A 19,366-nucleotide genomic window follows, 5' to 3' on the forward strand; every position below is an offset into this window, starting at 1 on the left:
TTTGCGATGTCCAGCCCTGCCGAAGGTGGGTTCTATGTCCGTCAGCGCGAGCCCGATCCCACAAATACAGCCACGTGGCGGGCGCCATTCCGGCACGAAACCTTGGAATCAGCCTTCCAAGAGGCCGAGCGGGTCGCTCGCGCAAAAGGAATTCCGTTTTCGGTTCTGCAGGAAGTCGGCGTTGTCGATCCTGTATTCCGGGAAGAGCCGCACAAAGCCGATGCGTACGCGCAGATGCATGCCTTTCTGCAGGAGCGCCTCACCGAAATCCAGAACGCTATGGCAGATCTGGCGAAGTTGGGCGGCCGGTGATGACCGACCCCCAACTCGCCTGCCTCGCCATCGCCGCCGGTCCGTTCCTGATCGGGCTCGCCTGGGTCCTGGGCACCTCGGCCCCCATCGTCTTCGGACTGATGCTCGACCGGGCCGAGAACACCGTCCTGCGCCTCCGCGACCGGATGGAGGGGTGAGCGTGGACGCCGCCGAACTCTACAGCCGCGCCCCGTACCGCATCCGGTTCGGCACCTGCGCCACCATCGAGGACCGGCACGGCGCCGGCGCCTTCATGGTCATCGAGCCCGCCGACAACCCGGCCGAGCGCATCGCCTTCGCCGAAGCCTGGATCGCCCAGGTGAACGCGGCCGCCGCCCAGGCCGAGCCGTCCGCCCTTCCCGTCGCAGCCGAGTGAACACCATGGAAATGATCGCCAACGCCGGCCGAGCCTCCTCGTCCGTCCGCATCCACGCCGACCTCTTCCAGGGCACCGACGAGTGGCTCGCCGCCCGCTGCGGCATGCTCACCGCCAGCGAGATGAAGCTGATCCTGACGCCGACCTTCAAGGCGGCGAAGAACGAGAAGGAGCGGGCGCACCTCTACGAACTCCTCGCCCAGCGGATCACCCAGCACGTCGAGCCCCGATACATCAGCGACGACATGCTGCGCGGGCAGGAAGACGAGGTCGAAGCCCTCACCATCTACAGCCGGCACTACGCGCCTACCGAGTGCGTCGGCTTCATCACCAACGATAAATGGGGCTTCACGCTCGGGTACTCGCCCGACGGCCTCGTCGGCAGCGACGGTCTCGTCGAGGTGAAATCCCGCCTTCAAAAGTACCAGATCGAGACCTTCGTGGTGCACGTTGCCGAGGGGACGATCCCGAGCGACTACCTGCTTCAGATCCAGACCGGCCTCCTCGTATCCGAGCGGTCGTGGTGCGATCTCGTCTCGTATTCCGGCGGCCTGCCCATGGCCGTGATGCGGGTCTATCCGGACGACACCGTTCAGTCTGCGATCGTTGCGGCGGCCAGCGACTTCGAGAAGCGTCTGGCCGAGGCCCATGACCGCTACCTGGGCGCCGTGGCCGCGTCGAAAGCTGTTCCGACCGTGCGTCCCGTCAGGGACATCGTGCTGTGACGGACCTCTCGCAGACCATCGCTCCGAAGAGCGACCAGCTCAACGCCGACGACCTGATCGGCGGCCCGCGCACCATCAAGGTGACGCGGGTCACCAAGATGGCCGAGCCCGACCAGCCCATCGCCATCGGGTTCGAGGGCGACGGCGGCAAACCCTACAAGCCCGGCAAGTCCATGCGGCGAGTCCTCGTGTGGGTCTGGGGCGCCGATGGCAACGCCTACGTCGGGCGCCGGATGACGCTGTACCGCGACGACAAGGTGCAGTTCGGCGGCATGGCCGTGGGTGGCATCCGCATCAGCCATATGTCGGACATCGCCGCCCCGGTGACGATGGCGCTCACGGAGAAGCGGGCGAGCCGGAAGCCTTTCACGGTGAAACCGCTCGCTTCCGAGCGAGGCCCGACGCCCTCCAAAGGCGATGCGGGAGGGGGCGAGACCAGGCCGCAAACTGCCCGAGACCGGATGTTCACCGCAGCACGGGCAGCCGCAGCGAAGGGGCAGAGCGCGCTCGACGAGTTCGTTGGTCCGCTTCCCGAAGCCGCCTACGGGGCGCTCGGTGACATCTGGGACGAGTTGCAGCGCCTCGTCGCCGACGCCGAAGCCTCCAATCCCGACGACAGCGACCACTCCAGCCAGAACGAGGCCGCCTAATGCTGATCCGTGTCGTCGACCTCGAAACCACCGGCTTCGAGCCGCCCGCAGGCATCTGCGAGATCGGTTTTTGCGATCTTGTCCGCGACGGCGACGAGTGGATCGTCGGGCGCCCGGCGAACCTCCTCGTGAACCCTGGGCACCCCATCCCACCCGAGACCTCGGCCGTCCACCACATCACCGATGATGACGTGATCGGCGCGCCCGACATCAAGGTCGCGATCGCCCCCGTACTGCACGACGAAGAGCGGTTCCAGGCTCGCCGCGTGGTGCTGGTCGCACACAACGCCCGCTTCGAGCGGCAGTGGCTCACGCCGGAGGTGACCGGTGATGTGGAGTGGGTCTGCACCTACAAATGCGCCCTGACGCTCTGGCCGGACGCGCCTGCCCACAACAACGGAACGCTTCGCTATTGGCTAAAGCCGGCCGGCCTGGATCGAGCCATGGCTGACCCCGCGCATCGGGCCGGCCCTGACGCCTACGTCACCGCCTTTATCCTGCGCGAGATGCTGAAGCTCGCCAGCCTCGACGAACTCGTGCGGATCTCGTCGCGGCCGGCGCTTCTGCCCCGCTGCAACTTCGGCAAGCATCGCGGCACGGCCTGGGCCGACGTCCCGTCCGATTACCTGCGGTGGGTCACCGGCCAGCAGATGGACGAGGACGTCCTTCATACCGCCCAGCACCACCTCGCCGCGCGCGCCAAGCGCTGACGACGGCACGCCCGAGCGCGACCAAGCCGCCTGACGCCTCCCGCCCCCACCGTCTCCCCGCCGCCAAGCCCTCAGGAGGGCCAGATGAACGCATCCGCTCACCACCTCACCCGGCCGCAGGTGATCGCCCTCATGGAGGAAAACGCGACGCTGAAGGAAGCCTTGCGTCAGATGCGGCAGTTCCTCATCCCGCAGGCGATCATCCCCTCCGCATGGCGCCTCACGGGGCGCGAGCGCGATGTGCTGTTGGCCCTGCGCAAGGCCAGCCCGAACGTGCTGCACCGGGAGCGGATGCTGATCACGCTGTACGGCATCCTCGAAGCCGACATGCCGGATCAGAAGATCCTCGATGTGTGGATCTGCAAGCTCCGGCGGAAGCTGATGCTTTCGCAGACGCGGGTGACCATCGAGACCGTTTGGGGGCGCGGCTGGCGGCTAGATCAGGAGAGCTTGGCGCGCCTGAACGGCTACATTGAGGAGGCATCCGAGCCGACGTGGACGCCCGGCAACCCGCTCCTGATCGCAGCGGAGTAGGGAGATGACCGCGCCGATCTGCCCGACCTGCGGGACCGCCGCCCGCCTCACCGACGACGCCGAGATCTACCCGCGCCGGCCTGACCTCGCCGACAAGCCGATTTGGACGTGCACGATCTGCGAGGACACCTACGTCGGGTGCCACCCGGGCACGGAGAACCCGCTGGGCTTCCCGGCGGACGCGGCCCTGCGCGAGGCGCGGATGATGCTGCATCACAGCCGCATCGACCCGCTGTGGAAGATGGCCGACCGTTGCGGGCTGTACGAGCCCGAGGACGAGCGCGCCCGCAAGCAGATCCGGCGCGCCGCCCGGACGCGGGTCTATCGCTTCCTCGCGAACCGTATGGGGCTCACCGAGGAGACCTGTCACACCGCGATGTTCACCCTGGAGCAGTGCCGCGAGGCGTGGGTCGCGCTGAAGGGCGTGACGTACCCCGAGGTTCGCCGCTGGGCGCAGGTGGGGGATCGACCTGCGAGGAAGCCGAAGAAGGCTAAGCGCCAGGGAGTCGCGGCATGACGCGCCCCCTCATCATCGACAGCTTCGCGGGCGGGGGCGGCGCCAGCGAGGGCATCCGCGCCGCGCTCGGTCGCGACCCGGATTATGCCCTCAACCACAATCCCATCGCGCTCGCGATGCACCGAATCAACCATCCGGACACGCACCACGTCGAGGAGGACGTCTGGAACGTCGACGCCGTGGGGCTGTGCGCCGGGCGGCCCGTCGGGCTCCTCTGGATGTCACCGGATTGCAAGCACTTCTCGAAGGCGAAGGGCGGCAAGCCGCGCGAGAAGCAGATCCGCGGCCTCGCCTGGGTCGGCGTGCGCTGGATCAAGAGCCTGCCGAAGCGGCAGCGCCCGCGCCTCGTGTGCCTGGAGAACGTCGAGGAGTTTCAGGATTGGGGGCCGCTGCTGGAGGACGGGCGCCCGTGCCCCGTTCAGAAAGGCGCCACGTTCCAGAGCTTCGTCGCGGCGTTCCGCGCCATGGGCTACGCCGTCGAATGGCGCGAACTGCGGGCGTGCGATTATGGCGCGCCGACGATTCGGAAACGCCTGTTCCTCGTCGCCCGGCGCGACGGGCGGCCCATCGTCTGGCCGGCTCCAACCCATGGCGGCCCGACGAACCCGGGCGTGATCGCGGGGGTGCTCAAGCCCTGGCGCACGGCCGCTGAGATCATCGATTGGTCGCTGCCCTGCCCGTCGATCTTCGAGACCTCGGCCGAGATCAAGGCCCGGTACGGCATCCGCGCGAACCGCCCCCTGGCCGACGCAACCATGGCCCGCATCGCCAAGGGCACGAAGCGGTACGTCCTCGACGCGGCCAAGCCGTTCCTCGTCCAGATCAACCACGGCGGCAGCACCGGGGGCCGCGACCACGCTGTTGACGAGCCGATGCCGACCATGACGGGCAAGCGCGGCGAGGCCGTCGTCACCTCATTCGTGTCCTACGCCCAGCAAGGCGGCGCGAATCGGGACATCACGGCCCCGCTGCACACCATCACGGCGAGCCCGAAGGACCACAACACCGTGGTCGCGCCGCATCTGATCCGCGTCGACCAGACGAGCGGCGACCCCGCGCGCAAGGGCGTGCATGCCGTTGGCGACCCGGTGTCGACCATCACAACCGCAGGCGCCCAGGCGGTCGTCTCAGGCTTCCTCGTCCCTCGCTACGGCGAGCGGCTCGGCCAAGATCCGCGCACGCGCTCGCTCGAAGAGCCGTTCCCCGCCCTCGTTCCGACCGGCAACGAGGGGAGCCTTGCCGCGATCCACATGACCCGCCAGTTCGGCGCGTCGGTCGGGTCCGACGTCGAGGAGCCGGTGGGTACCATCACGGCCGGCGGCGCGGGCAAGGCCGGTGTGGTCGCGGCATTCCTGGCGCAGCATAACCTCGGCGCGGTCGGGCACGATGCCCGCGAGCCGCTGTCGACACTAAGCCAGAAGGGCTCGCAGCAGCAGGTCGTCGCCGCCCACATGCTGAACCTGCGCGGCTCAGACCGCCGTGACGGCCCGGTCGACGCGCCGGCCCCCACGTTCTCGGCCGGCGGCAACCATGCGGCGGCCGTCTACGCCTTCCTGTCGAAATACTACGGCAGCGGGGCCATCGGTCAGGCGGCGAACGAGCCCGCCCATACGCTGACCGCGAAGGATCGACACGGAGTCGTCACGGTGAGCGTCGAGGGCCAGCCCTACGCCATCGTGGACATCGGCATGCGGATGCTGACGCCGCGCGAGCGGTTCTGCGCGCAGGGCTTCCGGCCAGATTACGTGATCGACCGGGGTGAGATGGAAGACGGAACCATCATCCCGCTCACCCTGGAGCAGCAGGGCAGCGCGTGCGGGAACTCCGTGTGCCCCGACATGGCCAAGGCGCTGATCGGGGCCAACGCGGACGCCATCGACTTCGACACCGTCAGAACAGCCGCCGCCCCGGCGGCCATGCCCCTCTTCGCAGCGGAGTGACGCCCGTGGTCGCCTACAGCTTCAAGAAGCGGTTCGGCCCGCCCATCCTCGTGGGCACGAAGGCGCAGACGATCCGCGCGAACCGGAAGCGACACGCGCGGCCGGGCGAGCAGCTGCAACTCTACACCGGGATGCGGACGAAGCACTGCGCGCTCCTCGGCCGGACACCGTGCCTGTCGGTGATGCCCGTGCGGTTGTGCTTCTCGGAACGCGCCGCGACCGAACTGTTCGAGGTCGGCGGCGAATTGCTCGATCCAGCCCGCATGGACGCCTTCGCGCGTGAGGACGGCTTTGAGAGCGTCGAGGACATGGCCCGCTTTTGGTGGGCCGAGCACCCGCCGGAGGAGGGCGACCGCATCGCCTTCGAGGGCGTGCTGATCCGTTGGAAGCCGCTTCGACCCACGAACGAACTCGACACCGCAGGAGTCGCCTGATGGCCGAGACCACTAAAATCGGGTGGACCGACGCGACGTGGAATCCGGTCACCGGCTGTTCCATCGTCTCGCCGGGCTGCACCAACTGCTACGCCATGGGCCTCGCCGGCACGCGACTGAAGCACCACCCGTCCCGCGCCGGCCTCACCACGGACAGCAAGGCCGGGCCGGTCTGGAGCAGCAAGGTCCGTCTCAACGAGGCGTGGTTGACCCAGCCGCTTCAGTGGAAGCGGCCCCGGCGCATCTTCGTCTGCGCCCACGGCGACCTGTTCGCCGAGGGCGTGCCGGATGAATGGATCGACCGGGTGTTTGCCGTCATGGCCCGGGCGCCGCAGCACACCTTTCAGGTGCTGACGAAGCGCGCCGCTCGGATGCGGGAGTGGTTCGAGGAGCGTTGGCAGCCGGCACCCGCCCAGCGGATCGTGTTCCCCGGTCTACCCGCTTACGACATGCCCGCGCAGGCCGAGGGCGATGATCGTCACGAGCGCGTGTATCAAGCGACTGGCGAGTTCCTTGACCTCGATACCGTCAGCGACCGGTTCTGGAACCCCGATGGGTCCCGCAAATGGCAGGGCTGGCCGCTCCCAAACGTGTGGCTCGGCGTCAGCGCTGAGGATCAGCGCCGGGCCAACGAGCGCGTGCCAGACTTGCTGGCGACGCCTGCCGCCGTGCGGTTCGTGTCGGCCGAGCCGCTGCTTGGGCCCATCGATTTCCGGGACATCAAGCCTTTGGATCGGGCCGAGCTAAACGCGCTTCGAGGAATGAACTTCGATCAAGGCATGCCCTGCGAGCGCCTGGATTGGGTCATTGTCGGCGGCGAGAGTGGCGCCCAAGCGCGGCCGACCCATCCGGCTTGGGTCCGCGCGATCCGCGACCAATGCGCGACGGCCGGAACGGCGTTTTTCTTCAAGCAATGGGGATCATGGCAACCGCGCGCGTGGTGCCGGGATGGCGGCACGCATGCCATGCGGGAAGGCAGCGGGCAAATCTCGTTCCAGGCGATCCAGTCTCACCCCAATTCCATCGAGCGCGTCGGCGCCGGCCCGGAGTGGAGCGCGTTCGCTCTCGTCGGCAAAAAAGCCGCCGGTCGCGCCCTCGACGGTGAAGAGCACAACGGCATGCCGCCGCTCGGCCAGGACACGGAGTGTGGCCGGTGACGGTCTACGTCGATCAGCCGACCCACCCGTTCGGCAACATGCTGATGTGCCACCTTTGGGCCGACACGCTCGACGAGCTGTTGGCGATAGTCGACCGCATCGGCGTGCAGCGGAAGTGGATTCAGGGCCACCCGGAATTGAGCGTCGGGCACCACCGCAACGCCTCGTGGGTCCACTTCGATATCGCGAAGGGCAAGCGCGCCCTCGCCCTCAAGGCCGGCGCCATTGAGACGGACCGGTACGGCCCCGTCCACTGGCAAGCCAAGTGCGACGGCGACACCGCGAAGGTCGAACAGATCGAGCGCCTGCGCGCCCGCGAAGACCCTCGGCAAACCTCACTGTTCCCAACGGAGTAACGCCATGGCGCGGGACCTCAGCGTTGCAGAACTCGTCAATGAATATGGCTTCTCCGAACGGCACTGGACCCGCATGGCGGCGGCAGGCCGTGTCCCCGGCGCTCGACAGCCCTTCGGTCCTGGCACAAGCTGGGTGTTCGATCCTGTTGCGGTGAGCCGGTGGTGGGAATCAACCCGTAGGACCGTGAACGAATGGCCGACATCTACCTACGCGGCAAAACGTGGTGGGCCCGCGTCCAGAAGAACGGCCAGGACATCCGCGAGTCCCTGCGAACACGATCTGAAAGCGTTGCTCGCGACCGCCTTAGGATCTGGCTCAACGACCTCGAAGCCCAGGCGTGGGGGGCAAAGCCGCGTCTGAGCGTGAACGCGGTCATTGCCGCGTTCATCAAGGAGCACGGCCCGACCCTGCGGCCGAACACCCTCCGGCGCTACGGCGTGTCGATTGCGTGGCTCGACGCGCATTTCAAGGGTCGGCTGTTGCTCGACCTGAAGATGGCCGACCTGAAGGAGTTCGAGACGGCGCGCCGGACCATGGGTGTCTCGGCGCCGACTATCCGCCGCGATCTCGCCTGCCTCTCGACCATCTATGGCTTTGCCATCGAGAACGGGTGGGTGGACGTCAATCCGGTCACGCCCTTCCTGAAGCAACGCTCCAAGCGCGGCCTGCGCGAGGCGCCGCCACGCACGCGCTACCTCACCCGCGCGGAAGAGGCCCGGCTGATGGAAGGCGCCCTCCCCTACGTTCGCGACGCCATCGTGTTCGCGATCTACACGGGCCTGCGCATGGAGGAACAGTTCTCCCTCACATGGTCGCAGATCGACCTCGCACGGAATCAGATCACGGTGGCGGCCGAGACCGCGAAGGGCCGTCGCGACCGGACGGTGATCCTGCTGGATCCGGCGATTGCGGTGCTGAAGGCGATGCCGCGCCACCTCACAAGCCCGTTCGTCTTCCACCACGGCGCGGCCACCACGCGGCGCGGCCCGCGCCGCCAGGGCGCCCTCCCCCGGCCGGATCACAACGACGGCGAGCGTTTCAATCACCTCGACCGGGGCATGAAGCGCGCGGCGGCCCGCGCCAAGGTCAAGAACCTCCGCTGGCACGATCTCCGGCGCACCCACGGCTGCCGCTTGCTCCAAGAGGAGAAGTGGTCCCTGGAGATGGTCCGCGACCAGCTCGGCCACCGCAGCGTCGTCCAGACCGAACGCGCCTACGCTTTCCTCGAAGTCGAGGACCGCAGAATGGCCGCGCACGGGGCCGGCACAAATCCCGGCACAGGTCCCGCGCAGGAGATTGATGCAGCAACAGGCAAGCCCATCGAGGCACAAAAGCCGGCACAGGGGCGGCGGACTGACTTAAAAAAGCCAGCCTAAGCAACGCCTTAGTACTTTGGCAGATTGTCTTTTGGTACCGCCATTCCCAGGTTCGAATCCTGGCGCCCCAGCCAAGCCTCCGCTAAGTTATTGATCTGACTGTGATCCGTGCTCAGCCGCTCTCGCGGCTGCACCGATTGTACGCAGAGCTGTTGCACGCGCTTGTCCACAGGGGCAGGCCGTTGACGATTTGTTCTAACGTGTACCGACGCGGTGCGGTATACTGGTGGCGTAGGCGATTCCGTTGCGATGAGCGGACACGACCCCCTGGTACCTCTGCTAAGGGGAGTTCCGCCACGGTCGCTCTCAGCCTGGGCACAACCGACCCGGCGAGTGCGCGCACACTCGGCTGGGCACTCAACGCGGAAAGCCTCCGCGTCCGGGACGATCCCGCCATGCGTAGCACCAGTCAGATCCGTGACCATCTCCGCGCCTATGTCGACCGGGAGCGAAGCGCGCGCTTGACGCGCCTGCGGCGCGACCTCGATCCACCGCGTGATCCGCTCGTCGGCGACTGGCCGGCGCTGATGGAGAGGCGTGCGCGAGAGTACCGCATCTTCGGGCGTCTGCAGGCGCTCGCAGGCGAGGACGGCTTCGATGCGGGGTACGACAGCGAACTCGATGCGCGCCTGAAGCAGGAAGGCTTCAGCCTGACGGAACGCGGAGCGATCCGCCGCCGCATCGTGAACGGCTATCTGCGCGATCTCGGACGCCCTGACGAGACGGGACGGCTCACACCACCTCGCGCCTATCTCCAGGCCATGCTGATCAGCATGGGCGAGCCCGTGACCGAAGCCGGGCTGACAAAGTGCCTGCGCGGGCTCGCGGCCGTCTCGGGGCACGTCTCGCGCGAATTCGCCACGACCTATGCCGAGGCCCGCTGCGATCCGCGGGAGGCCTGGGCCAACCTCTCGGCGATGCGTGCCAGGGATGAGATGCCGCGCGACACGCTGGGCTGGGCCACATCCGACTTCGACGGCGCTGACAGCTTCGAGTGGGGCGACTTCGAGGTCCAGGCCTCAAACATGCCGCCGCAGGTAGAGGGCAGCTATACCGATCCGGCCAGTCCCAAATCCGCCCCCCTCAGCCAGCCGGCACCCGACCAAGACCCTATCGCCGACCGGAACCCTCCACCCGCGGCATCAGACCCTGCGTCGTACCCTCCAAAAGCGGAGGCGGCCGCGCCGGATATGGCGTCAAGACCATCGTCTGGCGCTTCGGAGTTTGACGGGGAGGATCGCGTTCCAGCCGCCACCGATCACACTCCAGACGTCGATCAACGAGGTCTGGACGATGCGCGTGAGGGGAGCGAAGCCGATTCCGGTCCGGTCACGAACTCGCTGACTGAGGTGGTCGAACAACTCATCACGCACAAGGGCACCACCTGGGATGAGAAAACTCAGCGTCAGCATCGGGCCGTCGCAGCGATGCTGGGCGATATCGCAGGCACCGATGACCTGCGGCAGATCAGGCACTCCCATCTCGCTGCCTATATCCAGAACCTCTCGAATCTGCCGAAGTCCTACGGCAAGAGTTCACGTGACGCGGCACTGTCGATCGCGGACCTGGTCGAGCGCGGCCGAACGATGCGAGCTATGGGGCAGACCGAGAAAGTCGGGCTCAGCCCCGCGACCGTGAACCGGCATATCACGCAGCTCTCGACCATCGCGAAGTACTGCCGGGCCAAGCAGCGCCCGATCGGACAGGTCGAGCTCCTGGGCGACTTCCGCCTGATCGACCCGGAGCGGGACGGCGAGAAGCGACCGGCTTTTGAGGTCGACGAGGTGAAGACGCTGTTCGCGCACCCCGTCTGGACGTCGACGGTCTCGGAAGCGGAGATGCTGCGGGTCGCACGGGGGCAGCAGATCTTCGCAGCCGTCTACTGGCTGCCGCTCCTGGGCTACTACACCTGCGCGCGCCTGTCCGAACTGGTCTACCTTGAGCTCGGCGACGTCGATGTGGAGCAGGCCACGCTCAAGATCCGGCCGACACGCAGACGGCGCCTCAAGAACGCGGTGTCGCGTCGGACGCTGCCACTCCATCCAGAGCTGATCCGCCTCGGTTTCCTGGATTACGTGCGGGACAGATCCGGTGCACGAAGCGATCTGATCTTCGCGGAGATCGCGCAGTTTGGCGAGAACACGCCCTTGTCGAACCTGTTCGACAAGCGCTGGACGGTCGTTCTGGACGAAGCCGTGCCTTCGGCCCGTGAGGAGCGCAAGACATTCCATTCCTTCCGGCATTTCGGCAATACGGAGATGATCCGGCAGCAGGTGCTCGATCCGATCCGGGAGTCAATGATGGGCCATGAGGGCGCCACCGTGAACTCACGGAACTACAAGAAGACGCTCAAGCCGGAAGATATGCGCACGGCCATTGCCGCCATTCCCGAAGTCACGCGGGATCTGCGGGCGTATGACTGGACGCTCCTTGGGCCTTCCCTGACGCTCGGCTCCTTGGGGGACCAAGTATCGGCAAAGGGACGTTCGTCGCGCCGCCGATCCCTTCCATCATCGCCACTTCACTCGCTGCGAAAGGACAACAGGGAAGAACCTGGACGGTCTTCTCTGCTGCCTGAGGCGTGTCCGCGCCGAAACCAGAAGCCGTTTGACGTGCCTTAAAGACCCATGCGCCACGTCAGCTTCGGTGATCAAGCTCGCTAAAGCCGACGTGCCGTTTTGCGCTTAATCTCGGCCATTCAGCAGCCTTCCGGCATCTCAGAAGCGGATATCGGCGCAGATCGGATCATAGGTCTCAGACGCGCCATGAGCGGACATCAACTCGATACCCGTAACCGGACATTCAGCTTCGCGCCCACCCCTGCCTTAAAACCGCATCCTCACATGCCTGAAAGCAGACATGCGAGCCTGCTATCGATTGTTCAGCAATAACAACGCTCCGAGTAGCGCTGCAGAGGTGTAAGGCCTCCCGACATCCACAACCATCGTCGACCGTTGCGGCTCTGTGTGGACATGCATTGATGTGCTATGGAGTGCGGGGAGGACGACACATCAGGATGCGGTCCATCGGTCAGCACCTCGTCGATGCGTGGCCGCGCCTGTTCCGCTACGCGCTAGCCCTGACGCGTGAGCCCGACGCCGCACGTGACCTGATGCAGCAGAGTGCTCTCAAGGCGCTTTCCACGCATACGACTCCCAGTGAGCCTCACGCGGCCCGCGCCTACCTGTTCCAGATCGTGCGCCACGCCTGGATCGACCGGATCCGCCGGACCCGCCTCCACCACGAGGATGAGCTCCTCGATTGGCCCGACGAGGGGTTCGACGACCGCCTGATCGAGGCGATCGCCGTGCGCCAAGCCTTCGCCGCTCTCGATATGCCCTGCCGGGCTGTCGTGACTTGCGTGGACGTCGAAGGCTTGAGCTACCGGGAGACCGCCGAACGGCTCGGCATTCCCGTCGGCACGGTCATGAGCCGTCTGCACAGGGCGAGGCGGATCATGCTGCACCGGATCGCCGGGCCGTCCGATGGGAGCGAGGGGCCGTGATGCGCTGGGAGACCCTCAATGCCTACGTCGATGGGGAACTCGATCCGCAGGACCGGCGCGCAGTCGCGGAGACGCTGGCCCGCGATCCGGTCCTGGCCGCGCGGGTCGCGACCCTGACCCGGCTGAAGCAGGGAGTGAAACAGGAGGTGAAGGCTGCGGCCGTGCCGCCCCGGCGCGCGCCGATCGCCCGCGCCTCCCTCGGATGGGCGTGCGCCGCGGCCCTGGTCGTCCTCGTCGGCGCCGGCTGGCTCGCCCTGTCGTCTCGCGCGCCGGCGGACCCCGCGCGCGCGGCCTTCACGGCATGGGGTGCGGCGGGCTCACCCGCGAACGACGTGCGGCCCGCGGGCGGCCCGAATGGCTTCCCCCTCGATCTGGGGGCGGCAGGCTTCCGCTTGGTCTACCTGTCCCCGGACGACGGTTCGGCCGGTCGGCTCGCAGGTTACGAGGGGCGTCACGGCTGCCGGCTCGCCATCTGGAGCGGACCGTCGCGCGGGCAGGCCGGTCGGGAGATCGCGCAAGGGAGCGGCGGCCTGCGTGTGGCGCGCTGGGACAGCGAGGGGCGCCACTACGTCCTCCTGTCCAAGACGGTGCCGGCCGAGCGGTTCGCCCTGCTGGCCGAGGCGGCCGTGCTGCTCACCGAACCGAACAAGACGGACCGCCTGCGGCTCGCGCTGGACCGGGCGACCAGCCTCGCGGAGCGCCCCTGCACCGGCTGACCGGCGCGAGCCGCGGAATTTATTTCGACCCGCCGCGAATAGACCGGGGGCGACCTGCGTCTCCTCCTCCGCACGTCGCGGGCCCGGTCGCCGGAGTCACGCGCGGACAGGGGAGGACTTCGGATGCTCGACAGACGCGATCTCATCAGGCGGGCGGGCCTCACCGCCCTGGCGGGCCTCGGCGGTGGCACTTTCGCGTCCTTGCGCACGCTCGCGGGCGACAACGCCACGCTGCCCTTCGGCAACGGCGAACGGCCCCTGGTGGCCTATCCGGGCAAGCGCCCGCTGCTCCAGATGACCGCGCGTCCGCCGCAGCTGGAGACTCCGTTCTCGGTGTTCGACGAGGGCGCGATCACGCCCAACGACGCGTTCTTCGTGCGCTACCATCTCGCCGACATCCCGACCGAGATCGATCGCGAGACCTATCGCGTCGCGATCAAGGGCCATGTCGAGCGGGAGGTCTCGCTCTCGCTCGCCGACCTGAAGGCGATGCCGACGACCGAGATCGTCGCGGTCAACCAGTGCTCGGGCAATTCCCGCGGCTTCTTCACGCCGCGGATGGCCGGCGGGCAGCTCGCCAACGGCGCCATGGGCTGCGCCCGCTGGACCGGCGTGCCGCTGAAGGCCGTGCTCGACAAGGCTGGGGTGAAGGCGGGCGCCGTGGAGGTCGCCTTCACCGGGCTCGACGGCCCGGTGATCCCCGAGACGCCGGACTTCGCCAAGTCGCTCAAGCTCGACCATGCCAGCGACGGGCAGGTGATGCTGGCCTGGGGCATGAACGGGCAGGACCTACCCTGGCTCAACGGCTATCCCCTGCGCCTCGTCGTACCGGGCTTCTACGGCACCTACTGGGTCAAGCATTTGGAGAGCATCAGCGTGCTCGACAAACCCTTCGACGGCTTCTGGATGCAGAAGGCCTATCGCATCCCCCACAACGATTGCGCCTGCACCGAACCCGGCAAGGCCGCGGACAAGACCGTGCCGATCAACCGCTTCACGGTGCGCTCCTTCCTCACCAACCTGACCGACGGGGGGCAGGTGAAGGCCGGCCACACGCCCTTGCGCGGCATCGCCTTCGACGGCGGCTCTGGGATCAAGGCGGTGGCAGTCTCGACCGACGACGGCAAGACCTGGACGGAGGCGCGGCTCGGGCAGGATCTCGGCCCCTACGCCTTCCGGCCCTGGACCCTCGACGTGGACTTGTCGCCGGGATCGCACGCGATCCGGGTGCGGGCGACCGCCAACGACGGGGCGAGCCAGCCGATGGAGCCGCGCTGGAACCCGGCCGGGTACCTGCGCAACGTGGTCGAGACCACCCGCGTGCGCGCGGTCTGAGGGAGTGACGACGATGACCCGCATCACCCTCGCCCTCGCGGCGGCCCTCGCCCTCGCGACCGGCGCGGCGCTCGCCGCGCCGAAATCCTACGCGGTGCCGGAGCCGACCGCGGAGCTGCGGGCGCCGAAGGCCGGCATGCACGCGGAGGGCTTCGAGGCGGCCCAGGCGAACTGCCTCGTCTGCCATTCGGTGGACTACATCGCGATGCAGCCACCGGGCAAAGGCGCGGCCTTCTGGGAGTCCGAGGTGACCAAGATGGTCAAGGTCTACCACGCGCCGATCGACGCGGCGCAGGCCAAGGCCATCGCCGCCTACCTCGCCGACACCTACTGAGGCGAGGCGGGCAACAGGGGGGCGGTCCGGCGACCGCCCCCTCGTCCCGTCAGCGCGGTGCCTGGGTCTGGACCGTCGCGCCGGTCTCGCCGGGCTTGCCCTCGACGATGACGAGGCTGCGCCGCGTGGCTTCGTTGGCGTTCTGCGTCACCTGCCGGATCGGACCGACGGCGTTGACGATGGCCGCGCCCGCCGGGTTCGTCATGAAGGCGGCGAGCGGCTCGAGAAGCCCCGTGCCCTTTGGATCGGCCGCGAGGGCCAGGACGTAGGGCTTCTTCGGCGTGAGGCCCGTCACCGCCGCCTGCAGGGTCTGCAACACGCCCTGGTCGAACAGCGTGACCTGCGTGGCCGCCTTGCCGTCCGGGCCGGCCAGCGTCAGCGTGCTTGATTGGCCCGCCGCGCCCAGCGGCTGGAGGTTCGGCGCACCCGCTCCCTCCGGCACCGCCTCCGGGACGTAGGCCACCCCCTGCGGCCCCTGGCCGACCGGGATCGTGGCGATCACCGCGTTGCTGCCGGTGTCGATCACCGCGACCGCGTCGGCATTCTCCAGGCCGACATAGATCCGCGAACCGTCGCCCGAGGGCCAGAGGCCGTGCGGGAGCGCGCCGGTGGGAATCGTCGCGACCTGCGAGAAGTCGTCGGTGCGGAACACCTCCACTCGGTTCAGGCCGCCGACCGTCACGTAGGCGAACTGCCCGGCCTTCGTGCGCGCGATGTTGACGTGGTTCGTGATCGGTCCCGTCTCGATGGTCTTGAGCGCCTTGAACGGCGGCGTGGCCTCGAACACTTGGACGCGGCCGACGTCCTTGAGGGTGAACCACACCTGCTTTCCGTCGGGCGTCGCCGCGATGTCGGGGCAGAACGGGCTCTCCTGCTTGATCCGCCCGACGATCTCGCGGCTCTTCACGTCGATGGCGACCGTCTCGGGGCTGAAGCTGGAGCAGACGTAGCCGTAACGCCCGTCGGGCGAGAAGATCGTCATGCCGGGCCCGTTCGGCACCGTGATCCGGCCCGTCTCCCGGCCCGTACCGGCGTCGAGGATCGCGACGTAGTCCTCGCCGCGCACGCTGACCCAGACCTCGCGCCCGTCCGGCGTGAAGAACGCCTCGTGCGGCGAGCGCCCGACATAGGTCGTGCGGCGCACCGTGTTGGTGGCGGTATCGATGAAGCTGACCGAGTTCGAGCCGATCGAGACGGCGAGCAGAGTCTTGCGGTCGGGCGAGAAGCCCATGCCATGCACGAGGAGCTGGCCGCGATAGAGCGGGCTCAGGTTCGCGGGCGTCGTGTCGCCGAGGCGGATCACGCCCAGAAGCGTGTTGGCGGCGGGATCGATCACCGAGACCGTGTTGGAGAACTGGTCCGAGGTATAGAACCGGTCGCGCGGGCCGACGGGCACGTCCGGCGCCGAGGCGGGCCCCGGCGCTTGGCCCGCCAGGGCGGTCCCGCCAAGGAAGGCGATCAGCAAGGTCGCCGGAATGAGTTGTCGCATCGTGGGGGTCTCTTCGCTCTGATTGCTGGGTCGGTAAGCGGCGATCGGCTCAGTGATGGTGGCGGGGCGGGGCCTGCGGCGGCGTGGCTGACACGGCCGGTCGCTCGGCGAGGGCGCGGCGCATGACCTCGATCTCCTGCGCCTGCTCGACAATGATGCCCTGCGCGAGCCGACGCAGGACCGGGTCGCGGCCGTAGGCGAGTTCGGCCTTAGCCATCTCGATCGCGCCCTGATGATGCGGGATCATCATGGCGGCGAAGTCCCGGTCGGGATCGCCGGACGGCACCACCGCCATGTCCGCGTGCATCCGCGCCATCGATTGGGCCATCATCGCATCGAAGCCGCCGGGGGCGGTCTCCGCATGCCCGGCGCGCATCATCATCCCGCCAGCCAGGACGCCTCCGGCCATGAGCAGTGTGATGAGGATCGCCGTCGGTGCTCCGCGCATGGTCTCTCCCGCAGTGTCGAGGTCACGCGGGGAGAGATGCCGGCCGGGCCGGGATATTCCCCGCCGCTCCCGGCTAATCGATCACGGATGCGTGATCAGCTTACCGGGGCGAGGCTTGGAATAGTTCGGGCGTTTCCGGCATCTCTCATCCGAGCGGCGGCGCGGGCCTTGCCGTCGGCGCGAACCGGAGACCGCCCTTGGACGACCTCGCCGTCCTGATCGAACCGCAGATCCCGGCCCTGCGGCGCTACGCGACCGCGCTGTTGCGGCAGCGCGAGGCGGCCGACGACCTCGTCCAGGACACGCTGGAACGGGCGATCCGCGCTTGGCCGCAACGCCGCGAGGGCGATCTGCGGGCGTGGCTATTCGCGATCCTGCGCAACCGCTACCTCGAAGGCGTGCGCCGCCGCCGGGGCATTGAGGTCGGCCCGGAGGCGCTGATGGAGATTGCGGAGGTCGGGGTCGATCCCGAGGCGGCCGTGGGCGCGCGGGACGTGCTCGACGGGATCGCCGCGCTTCCCGAGGAGCAGCGGTCCGTCTTGCTCCTCGTCGCGGTCGAGGACATGTCCTATGCCGAGGTCGCCACCGTGCTCGCGGTCCCCATCGGCACCGTGATGTCGCGCCTCAGCCGGGCACGCGGCCGGATGCGCGCTTTCCTCGATCAGGCCCCGACTATCGTCACCGGGCATCTGCGGAGGGTGAAATGACCGCGTCCGACCCGCGTCCCGTCGGCGAGGACGATCTGCACGCCTTCGTGGACGGACGGCTCGATCCAGGCCGCCGCGACCGCGTCGAGGCGTGGCTCGCTGCGCATCCGGAGGCGGCCGCCCGGGTCGCCGCCGACCGGGCGGTGCGGGAACGCCTGCGGGCGCGCCTCGCGCCCGTGGCGGACGAGCCGATCCCCGCCCGCCTGCGCATCGCGAATCTCGCGGGCCCACGCCGGAGGCGCATCCCGCGCTGGTGGCCTAACGCGGCGGCGGCGGCGCTCCTGCTCACCGTCGGCGGCGCGGCCGGGTGGGTCGGGCGCGGCGCCGTGCCGAGCGCTGGCGCCCCGGCCGAACCAATGACGCAGGCGGCCGTCTCTGCCTTCCGCACCTACGTGGTCGAGGCCGCCCATCCGGTCGAGGTCCGCGCCGACGGCTCGACCGACCTCGTGCGATGGCTCAGCGCGCGCCTAGGCCGACCCGTCACCGTGCCGGACCTGCGGGCGCAGGGCTTCCGGTTGATGGGCGGGCGCCTGCTCCCCGCCGGAGACGAGCCGGCGGCGATGCTGATGTACGACGACGACCGGGGCACCCGCCTGACGCTCTACAGCCGGGCCGGGCCGACCGGCGGGCGCGGCGTGTTCCGTTATGCCCGCGCCGACGACGTCGCCGCCTTCTCGTGGATCGACGCCGGGATGTCTTACGTGGTGACGGCCCGCACGGACGAGGCGCGGCTGCTCCGGGTCGCCGAGGCGGTCGATGCGCAGGTCTCGGGCAAGCGCGAAGGCGCGCGGTGACGCTCGTATCCGAACCCTGCCGGACCACGCCGGCCAAGGCCTCCGCCGAGCCCGAGACGCCATGACCCTCGACCAGTTGCGCATCTTCGTGGCGGTCGCCGAGCGCCAGCACGTCACGCGGGCGGCCGAGGCGCTGAACCTCGTCCAGTCGGCGGTCAGCGCCGCCATCAACGCCCTGGAGAGCCGGCACGCCGTCAAGCTGTTCCACCGGGTCGGCCGGGGCATCGAGTTGACCGAGGCGGGCGGCGTCTTTCTCGGCGAGGCTCGCGCGGTGCTCGCCCGCGCCCAAGCGGCCGAACTCGTGCTCGCGGACCTCAGCGGCATGCGGCGCGGCACGCTGGCCATTCAGGCGAGTCAGACCATCGCCAGCCACTGGCTTCCCCGGCACCTCGTCGCCTTCCGGGCGGCCTATCCCGACATCGTCCTGCGGCTCGGCATCGGCAACACCGCAGAGGCCGCCGAGGCGGTCCGGGCGGGGACGGCGGAACTCGCTTTCGTGGAGGGCGCGATCGACGACGGCAGCCTCGCGAGCGCCCCGATCGCCGAGGATCGGCTGGTCCTCGTGGTCTCGCCCGGCCACCCGTTGGCCGCATGCGCGCGGCCGGGACGATCCGATCTCGCGTCAGTCTCTTGGGTTCTGCGCGAACCCGGATCGGGCACGCGCTCCGCCTTCGAGGCGGCGATCACCGCACTGGGCATCGCACCGGACGCACTCACGGTTGCCCTCGAACTGCCGTCGAACGAGGCGGTCCTCGCCGCCGTCGTGGCAGGGGCCGGGGCAAGCGTTCTGTCCGAAGCGGTGGTCGGACCCTCGCTGCGAACCAGAGCGCTCGTCGCCGTGCCCTTCGCCCTGCCGACGCGGACCTTCCGGGTCCTGCGCCACAAGGAGCGCTACCGCAGCCGCGCCGCCGACGCGCTGCTCGACCTGATCCGTGCCGCTCCTTGATCCG

General features: G+C 68.6%; 23 protein-coding genes. 21 read left to right on the forward strand and 2 right to left on the reverse strand.

What is annotated here, in order from left to right:
• Positions 1-6 precede the first annotated feature (6 nt).
• From BM249_RS21225 to sorB, 18 genes are all read left to right on the forward strand, one after another.
• Positions 7-312 (forward strand): hypothetical protein, encoded by a 306-nt coding sequence (locus BM249_RS21225; protein ID WP_143103721.1) that lies wholly within the window; start codon positions 7-9, stop codon positions 310-312.
• Positions 312-470, forward strand: coding sequence for a hypothetical protein (locus BM249_RS21635; RefSeq protein ID WP_177232367.1), 159 nt, complete (start codon positions 312-314; stop codon positions 468-470). The genes BM249_RS21225 and BM249_RS21635 overlap by 1 nt, the downstream gene beginning before the upstream one ends.
• A complete protein-coding gene (locus BM249_RS08410) occupies positions 467-688 on the forward strand; it encodes a hypothetical protein (protein WP_143103722.1) in 222 nt (73 codons plus the stop codon). Before BM249_RS21635 ends, BM249_RS08410 begins: the two co-directional genes overlap by 4 nt.
• Positions 689-693: 5 nt before the next feature.
• Positions 694-1,413, forward strand: a complete 720-nt coding sequence (locus BM249_RS08415) for a lambda exonuclease family protein (RefSeq protein ID WP_091970927.1) — start codon at positions 694-696, stop codon at positions 1,411-1,413.
• Positions 1,410-2,063 carry a hypothetical protein gene (locus tag BM249_RS08420; protein ID WP_091970803.1) on the forward strand — a complete coding sequence of 218 codons (654 nt, stop codon included), beginning with the start codon at positions 1,410-1,412 and terminating at the stop codon, positions 2,061-2,063. The genes BM249_RS08415 and BM249_RS08420 overlap by 4 nt, the downstream gene beginning before the upstream one ends.
• Positions 2,063-2,773 (forward strand): exonuclease domain-containing protein, encoded by a 711-nt coding sequence (locus tag BM249_RS08425; protein WP_091970805.1) that lies wholly within the window; start codon positions 2,063-2,065, stop codon positions 2,771-2,773. The genes BM249_RS08420 and BM249_RS08425 overlap by 1 nt, the downstream gene beginning before the upstream one ends.
• An 84-nt stretch (positions 2,774-2,857) precedes the next feature.
• Positions 2,858-3,307, forward strand: coding sequence for a winged helix-turn-helix domain-containing protein (locus BM249_RS08430; RefSeq protein WP_091970807.1), 450 nt, complete (start codon positions 2,858-2,860; stop codon positions 3,305-3,307).
• A gap of 4 nt (positions 3,308-3,311) precedes the next feature.
• Positions 3,312-3,824 carry a zinc-finger-containing protein gene (locus BM249_RS08435; protein ID WP_091970809.1) on the forward strand — a complete coding sequence of 171 codons (513 nt, stop codon included), beginning with the start codon at positions 3,312-3,314 and terminating at the stop codon, positions 3,822-3,824.
• Positions 3,821-5,764 carry a DNA cytosine methyltransferase gene (locus BM249_RS08440; protein WP_091970811.1) on the forward strand — a complete coding sequence of 648 codons (1,944 nt, stop codon included), beginning with the start codon at positions 3,821-3,823 and terminating at the stop codon, positions 5,762-5,764. Before BM249_RS08435 ends, BM249_RS08440 begins: the two co-directional genes overlap by 4 nt.
• Before the next feature lie 5 nt (positions 5,765-5,769).
• Positions 5,770-6,198, forward strand: coding sequence for an ASCH domain-containing protein (locus BM249_RS08445; protein WP_091970814.1), 429 nt, complete (start codon positions 5,770-5,772; stop codon positions 6,196-6,198).
• Positions 6,198-7,355 (forward strand): phage Gp37/Gp68 family protein, encoded by a 1,158-nt coding sequence (locus BM249_RS08450; protein ID WP_091970817.1) that lies wholly within the window; start codon positions 6,198-6,200, stop codon positions 7,353-7,355. Before BM249_RS08445 ends, BM249_RS08450 begins: the two co-directional genes overlap by 1 nt.
• Positions 7,352-7,711, forward strand: a complete 360-nt coding sequence (locus BM249_RS08455; protein WP_091970928.1) for a DUF4031 domain-containing protein — start codon at positions 7,352-7,354, stop codon at positions 7,709-7,711. The genes BM249_RS08450 and BM249_RS08455 overlap by 4 nt, the downstream gene beginning before the upstream one ends.
• Before the next feature lie 192 nt (positions 7,712-7,903).
• Complete coding sequence (locus BM249_RS08460) at positions 7,904-9,088, forward strand: tyrosine-type recombinase/integrase (protein ID WP_091970819.1); 1,185 nt, start codon at positions 7,904-7,906, stop codon at positions 9,086-9,088.
• 395 nt (positions 9,089-9,483) lie between these two features.
• Complete coding sequence (locus BM249_RS08465) at positions 9,484-11,709, forward strand: tyrosine-type recombinase/integrase (RefSeq protein ID WP_024830143.1); 2,226 nt, start codon at positions 9,484-9,486, stop codon at positions 11,707-11,709.
• Positions 11,710-12,104: 395 nt separating this feature from the next.
• The gene (locus tag BM249_RS08470) at positions 12,105-12,593 is read left to right on the forward strand and encodes an RNA polymerase sigma factor (RefSeq protein WP_056459991.1); all 489 of its coding nucleotides are present in this window, start codon (positions 12,105-12,107) and stop codon (positions 12,591-12,593) included.
• The gene (locus BM249_RS08475) at positions 12,593-13,309 is read left to right on the forward strand and encodes an anti-sigma factor family protein (protein ID WP_056459988.1); all 717 of its coding nucleotides are present in this window, start codon (positions 12,593-12,595) and stop codon (positions 13,307-13,309) included. The genes BM249_RS08470 and BM249_RS08475 overlap by 1 nt, the downstream gene beginning before the upstream one ends.
• A gap of 123 nt (positions 13,310-13,432) precedes the next feature.
• On the forward strand, positions 13,433-14,644 hold the full coding sequence (sorA, locus tag BM249_RS08480; protein WP_091970821.1) for a SorA family sulfite dehydrogenase catalytic subunit: 1,212 nt from the start codon (positions 13,433-13,435) through the stop codon (positions 14,642-14,644).
• 13 nt (positions 14,645-14,657) lie between these two features.
• A complete protein-coding gene (gene sorB / locus BM249_RS08485) occupies positions 14,658-14,978 on the forward strand; it encodes a SorB family sulfite dehydrogenase c-type cytochrome subunit (protein WP_091970929.1) in 321 nt (106 codons plus the stop codon).
• 49 nt (positions 14,979-15,027) lie between these two features.
• On the opposite strand, the gene BM249_RS08490 is transcribed toward sorB, so the two are convergent.
• Both BM249_RS08490 and copM read right to left on the reverse strand, forming a co-directional pair.
• Positions 15,028-16,467 (reverse strand): YncE family protein, encoded by a 1,440-nt coding sequence (locus BM249_RS08490; RefSeq protein ID WP_056459978.1) that lies wholly within the window; start codon positions 16,465-16,467, stop codon positions 15,028-15,030.
• 49 nt (positions 16,468-16,516) lie between these two features.
• Complete coding sequence (copM, locus tag BM249_RS08495) at positions 16,517-16,915, reverse strand: CopM family metallochaperone (protein ID WP_056459976.1); 399 nt, start codon at positions 16,913-16,915, stop codon at positions 16,517-16,519.
• A gap of 197 nt (positions 16,916-17,112) precedes the next feature.
• Here copM and BM249_RS08500 point away from each other — a divergent pair, with 197 nt between their 5' ends.
• The 3 genes from BM249_RS08500 to BM249_RS08510 all read left to right on the forward strand — a co-directional run bounded on the left by BM249_RS08500 (position 17,113) and on the right by BM249_RS08510 (position 19,362).
• A complete protein-coding gene (locus BM249_RS08500) occupies positions 17,113-17,622 on the forward strand; it encodes a sigma-70 family RNA polymerase sigma factor (protein ID WP_056459972.1) in 510 nt (169 codons plus the stop codon).
• A complete protein-coding gene (locus BM249_RS08505) occupies positions 17,619-18,416 on the forward strand; it encodes an anti-sigma factor family protein (protein ID WP_091970823.1) in 798 nt (265 codons plus the stop codon). Before BM249_RS08500 ends, BM249_RS08505 begins: the two co-directional genes overlap by 4 nt.
• Before the next feature lie 61 nt (positions 18,417-18,477).
• Complete coding sequence (locus BM249_RS08510) at positions 18,478-19,362, forward strand: LysR substrate-binding domain-containing protein (protein ID WP_056459965.1); 885 nt, start codon at positions 18,478-18,480, stop codon at positions 19,360-19,362.
• The last annotated feature ends 4 nt before the right edge of the window (positions 19,363-19,366 follow it).

Origin of the sequence: Methylobacterium gossipiicola, from assembly GCF_900113485.1 — a bacterium.
Taxonomy (GTDB): domain Bacteria; phylum Pseudomonadota; class Alphaproteobacteria; order Rhizobiales; family Beijerinckiaceae; genus Methylobacterium; species Methylobacterium gossipiicola.

Coding starts and splice junctions, on each gene's coding strand:
- BM249_RS21225 (WP_143103721.1), top strand. CDS start 7: ATGTCCAGCCCTGCCGAAGGTGGGTTCTATGTCCGTCAGCGCGAGCCC.
- BM249_RS21635 (WP_177232367.1), top strand. CDS start 312: ATGACCGACCCCCAACTCGCCTGCCTCGCCATCGCCGCCGGTCCGTTC.
- BM249_RS08415 (WP_091970927.1), top strand. CDS start 694: ATGGAAATGATCGCCAACGCCGGCCGAGCCTCCTCGTCCGTCCGCATC.
- BM249_RS08425 (WP_091970805.1), top strand. CDS start 2,063: ATGCTGATCCGTGTCGTCGACCTCGAAACCACCGGCTTCGAGCCGCCC.
- BM249_RS08430 (WP_091970807.1), top strand. CDS start 2,858: ATGAACGCATCCGCTCACCACCTCACCCGGCCGCAGGTGATCGCCCTC.
- BM249_RS08435 (WP_091970809.1), top strand. CDS start 3,312: ATGACCGCGCCGATCTGCCCGACCTGCGGGACCGCCGCCCGCCTCACC.
- BM249_RS08440 (WP_091970811.1), top strand. CDS start 3,821: ATGACGCGCCCCCTCATCATCGACAGCTTCGCGGGCGGGGGCGGCGCC.
- BM249_RS08450 (WP_091970817.1), top strand. CDS start 6,198: ATGGCCGAGACCACTAAAATCGGGTGGACCGACGCGACGTGGAATCCG.
- BM249_RS08460 (WP_091970819.1), top strand. CDS start 7,904: ATGGCCGACATCTACCTACGCGGCAAAACGTGGTGGGCCCGCGTCCAG.
- BM249_RS08465 (WP_024830143.1), top strand. CDS start 9,484: ATGCGTAGCACCAGTCAGATCCGTGACCATCTCCGCGCCTATGTCGAC.
- BM249_RS08470 (WP_056459991.1), top strand. CDS start 12,105: ATGCGGTCCATCGGTCAGCACCTCGTCGATGCGTGGCCGCGCCTGTTC.
- BM249_RS08475 (WP_056459988.1), top strand. CDS start 12,593: ATGCGCTGGGAGACCCTCAATGCCTACGTCGATGGGGAACTCGATCCG.
- sorA (WP_091970821.1), top strand. CDS start 13,433: ATGCTCGACAGACGCGATCTCATCAGGCGGGCGGGCCTCACCGCCCTG.
- sorB (WP_091970929.1), top strand. CDS start 14,658: ATGACCCGCATCACCCTCGCCCTCGCGGCGGCCCTCGCCCTCGCGACC.
- BM249_RS08490 (WP_056459978.1), bottom strand. CDS start 16,467: ATGCGACAACTCATTCCGGCGACCTTGCTGATCGCCTTCCTTGGCGGG.
- copM (WP_056459976.1), bottom strand. CDS start 16,915: ATGCGCGGAGCACCGACGGCGATCCTCATCACACTGCTCATGGCCGGA.
- BM249_RS08505 (WP_091970823.1), top strand. CDS start 17,619: ATGACCGCGTCCGACCCGCGTCCCGTCGGCGAGGACGATCTGCACGCC.
- BM249_RS08510 (WP_056459965.1), top strand. CDS start 18,478: ATGACCCTCGACCAGTTGCGCATCTTCGTGGCGGTCGCCGAGCGCCAG.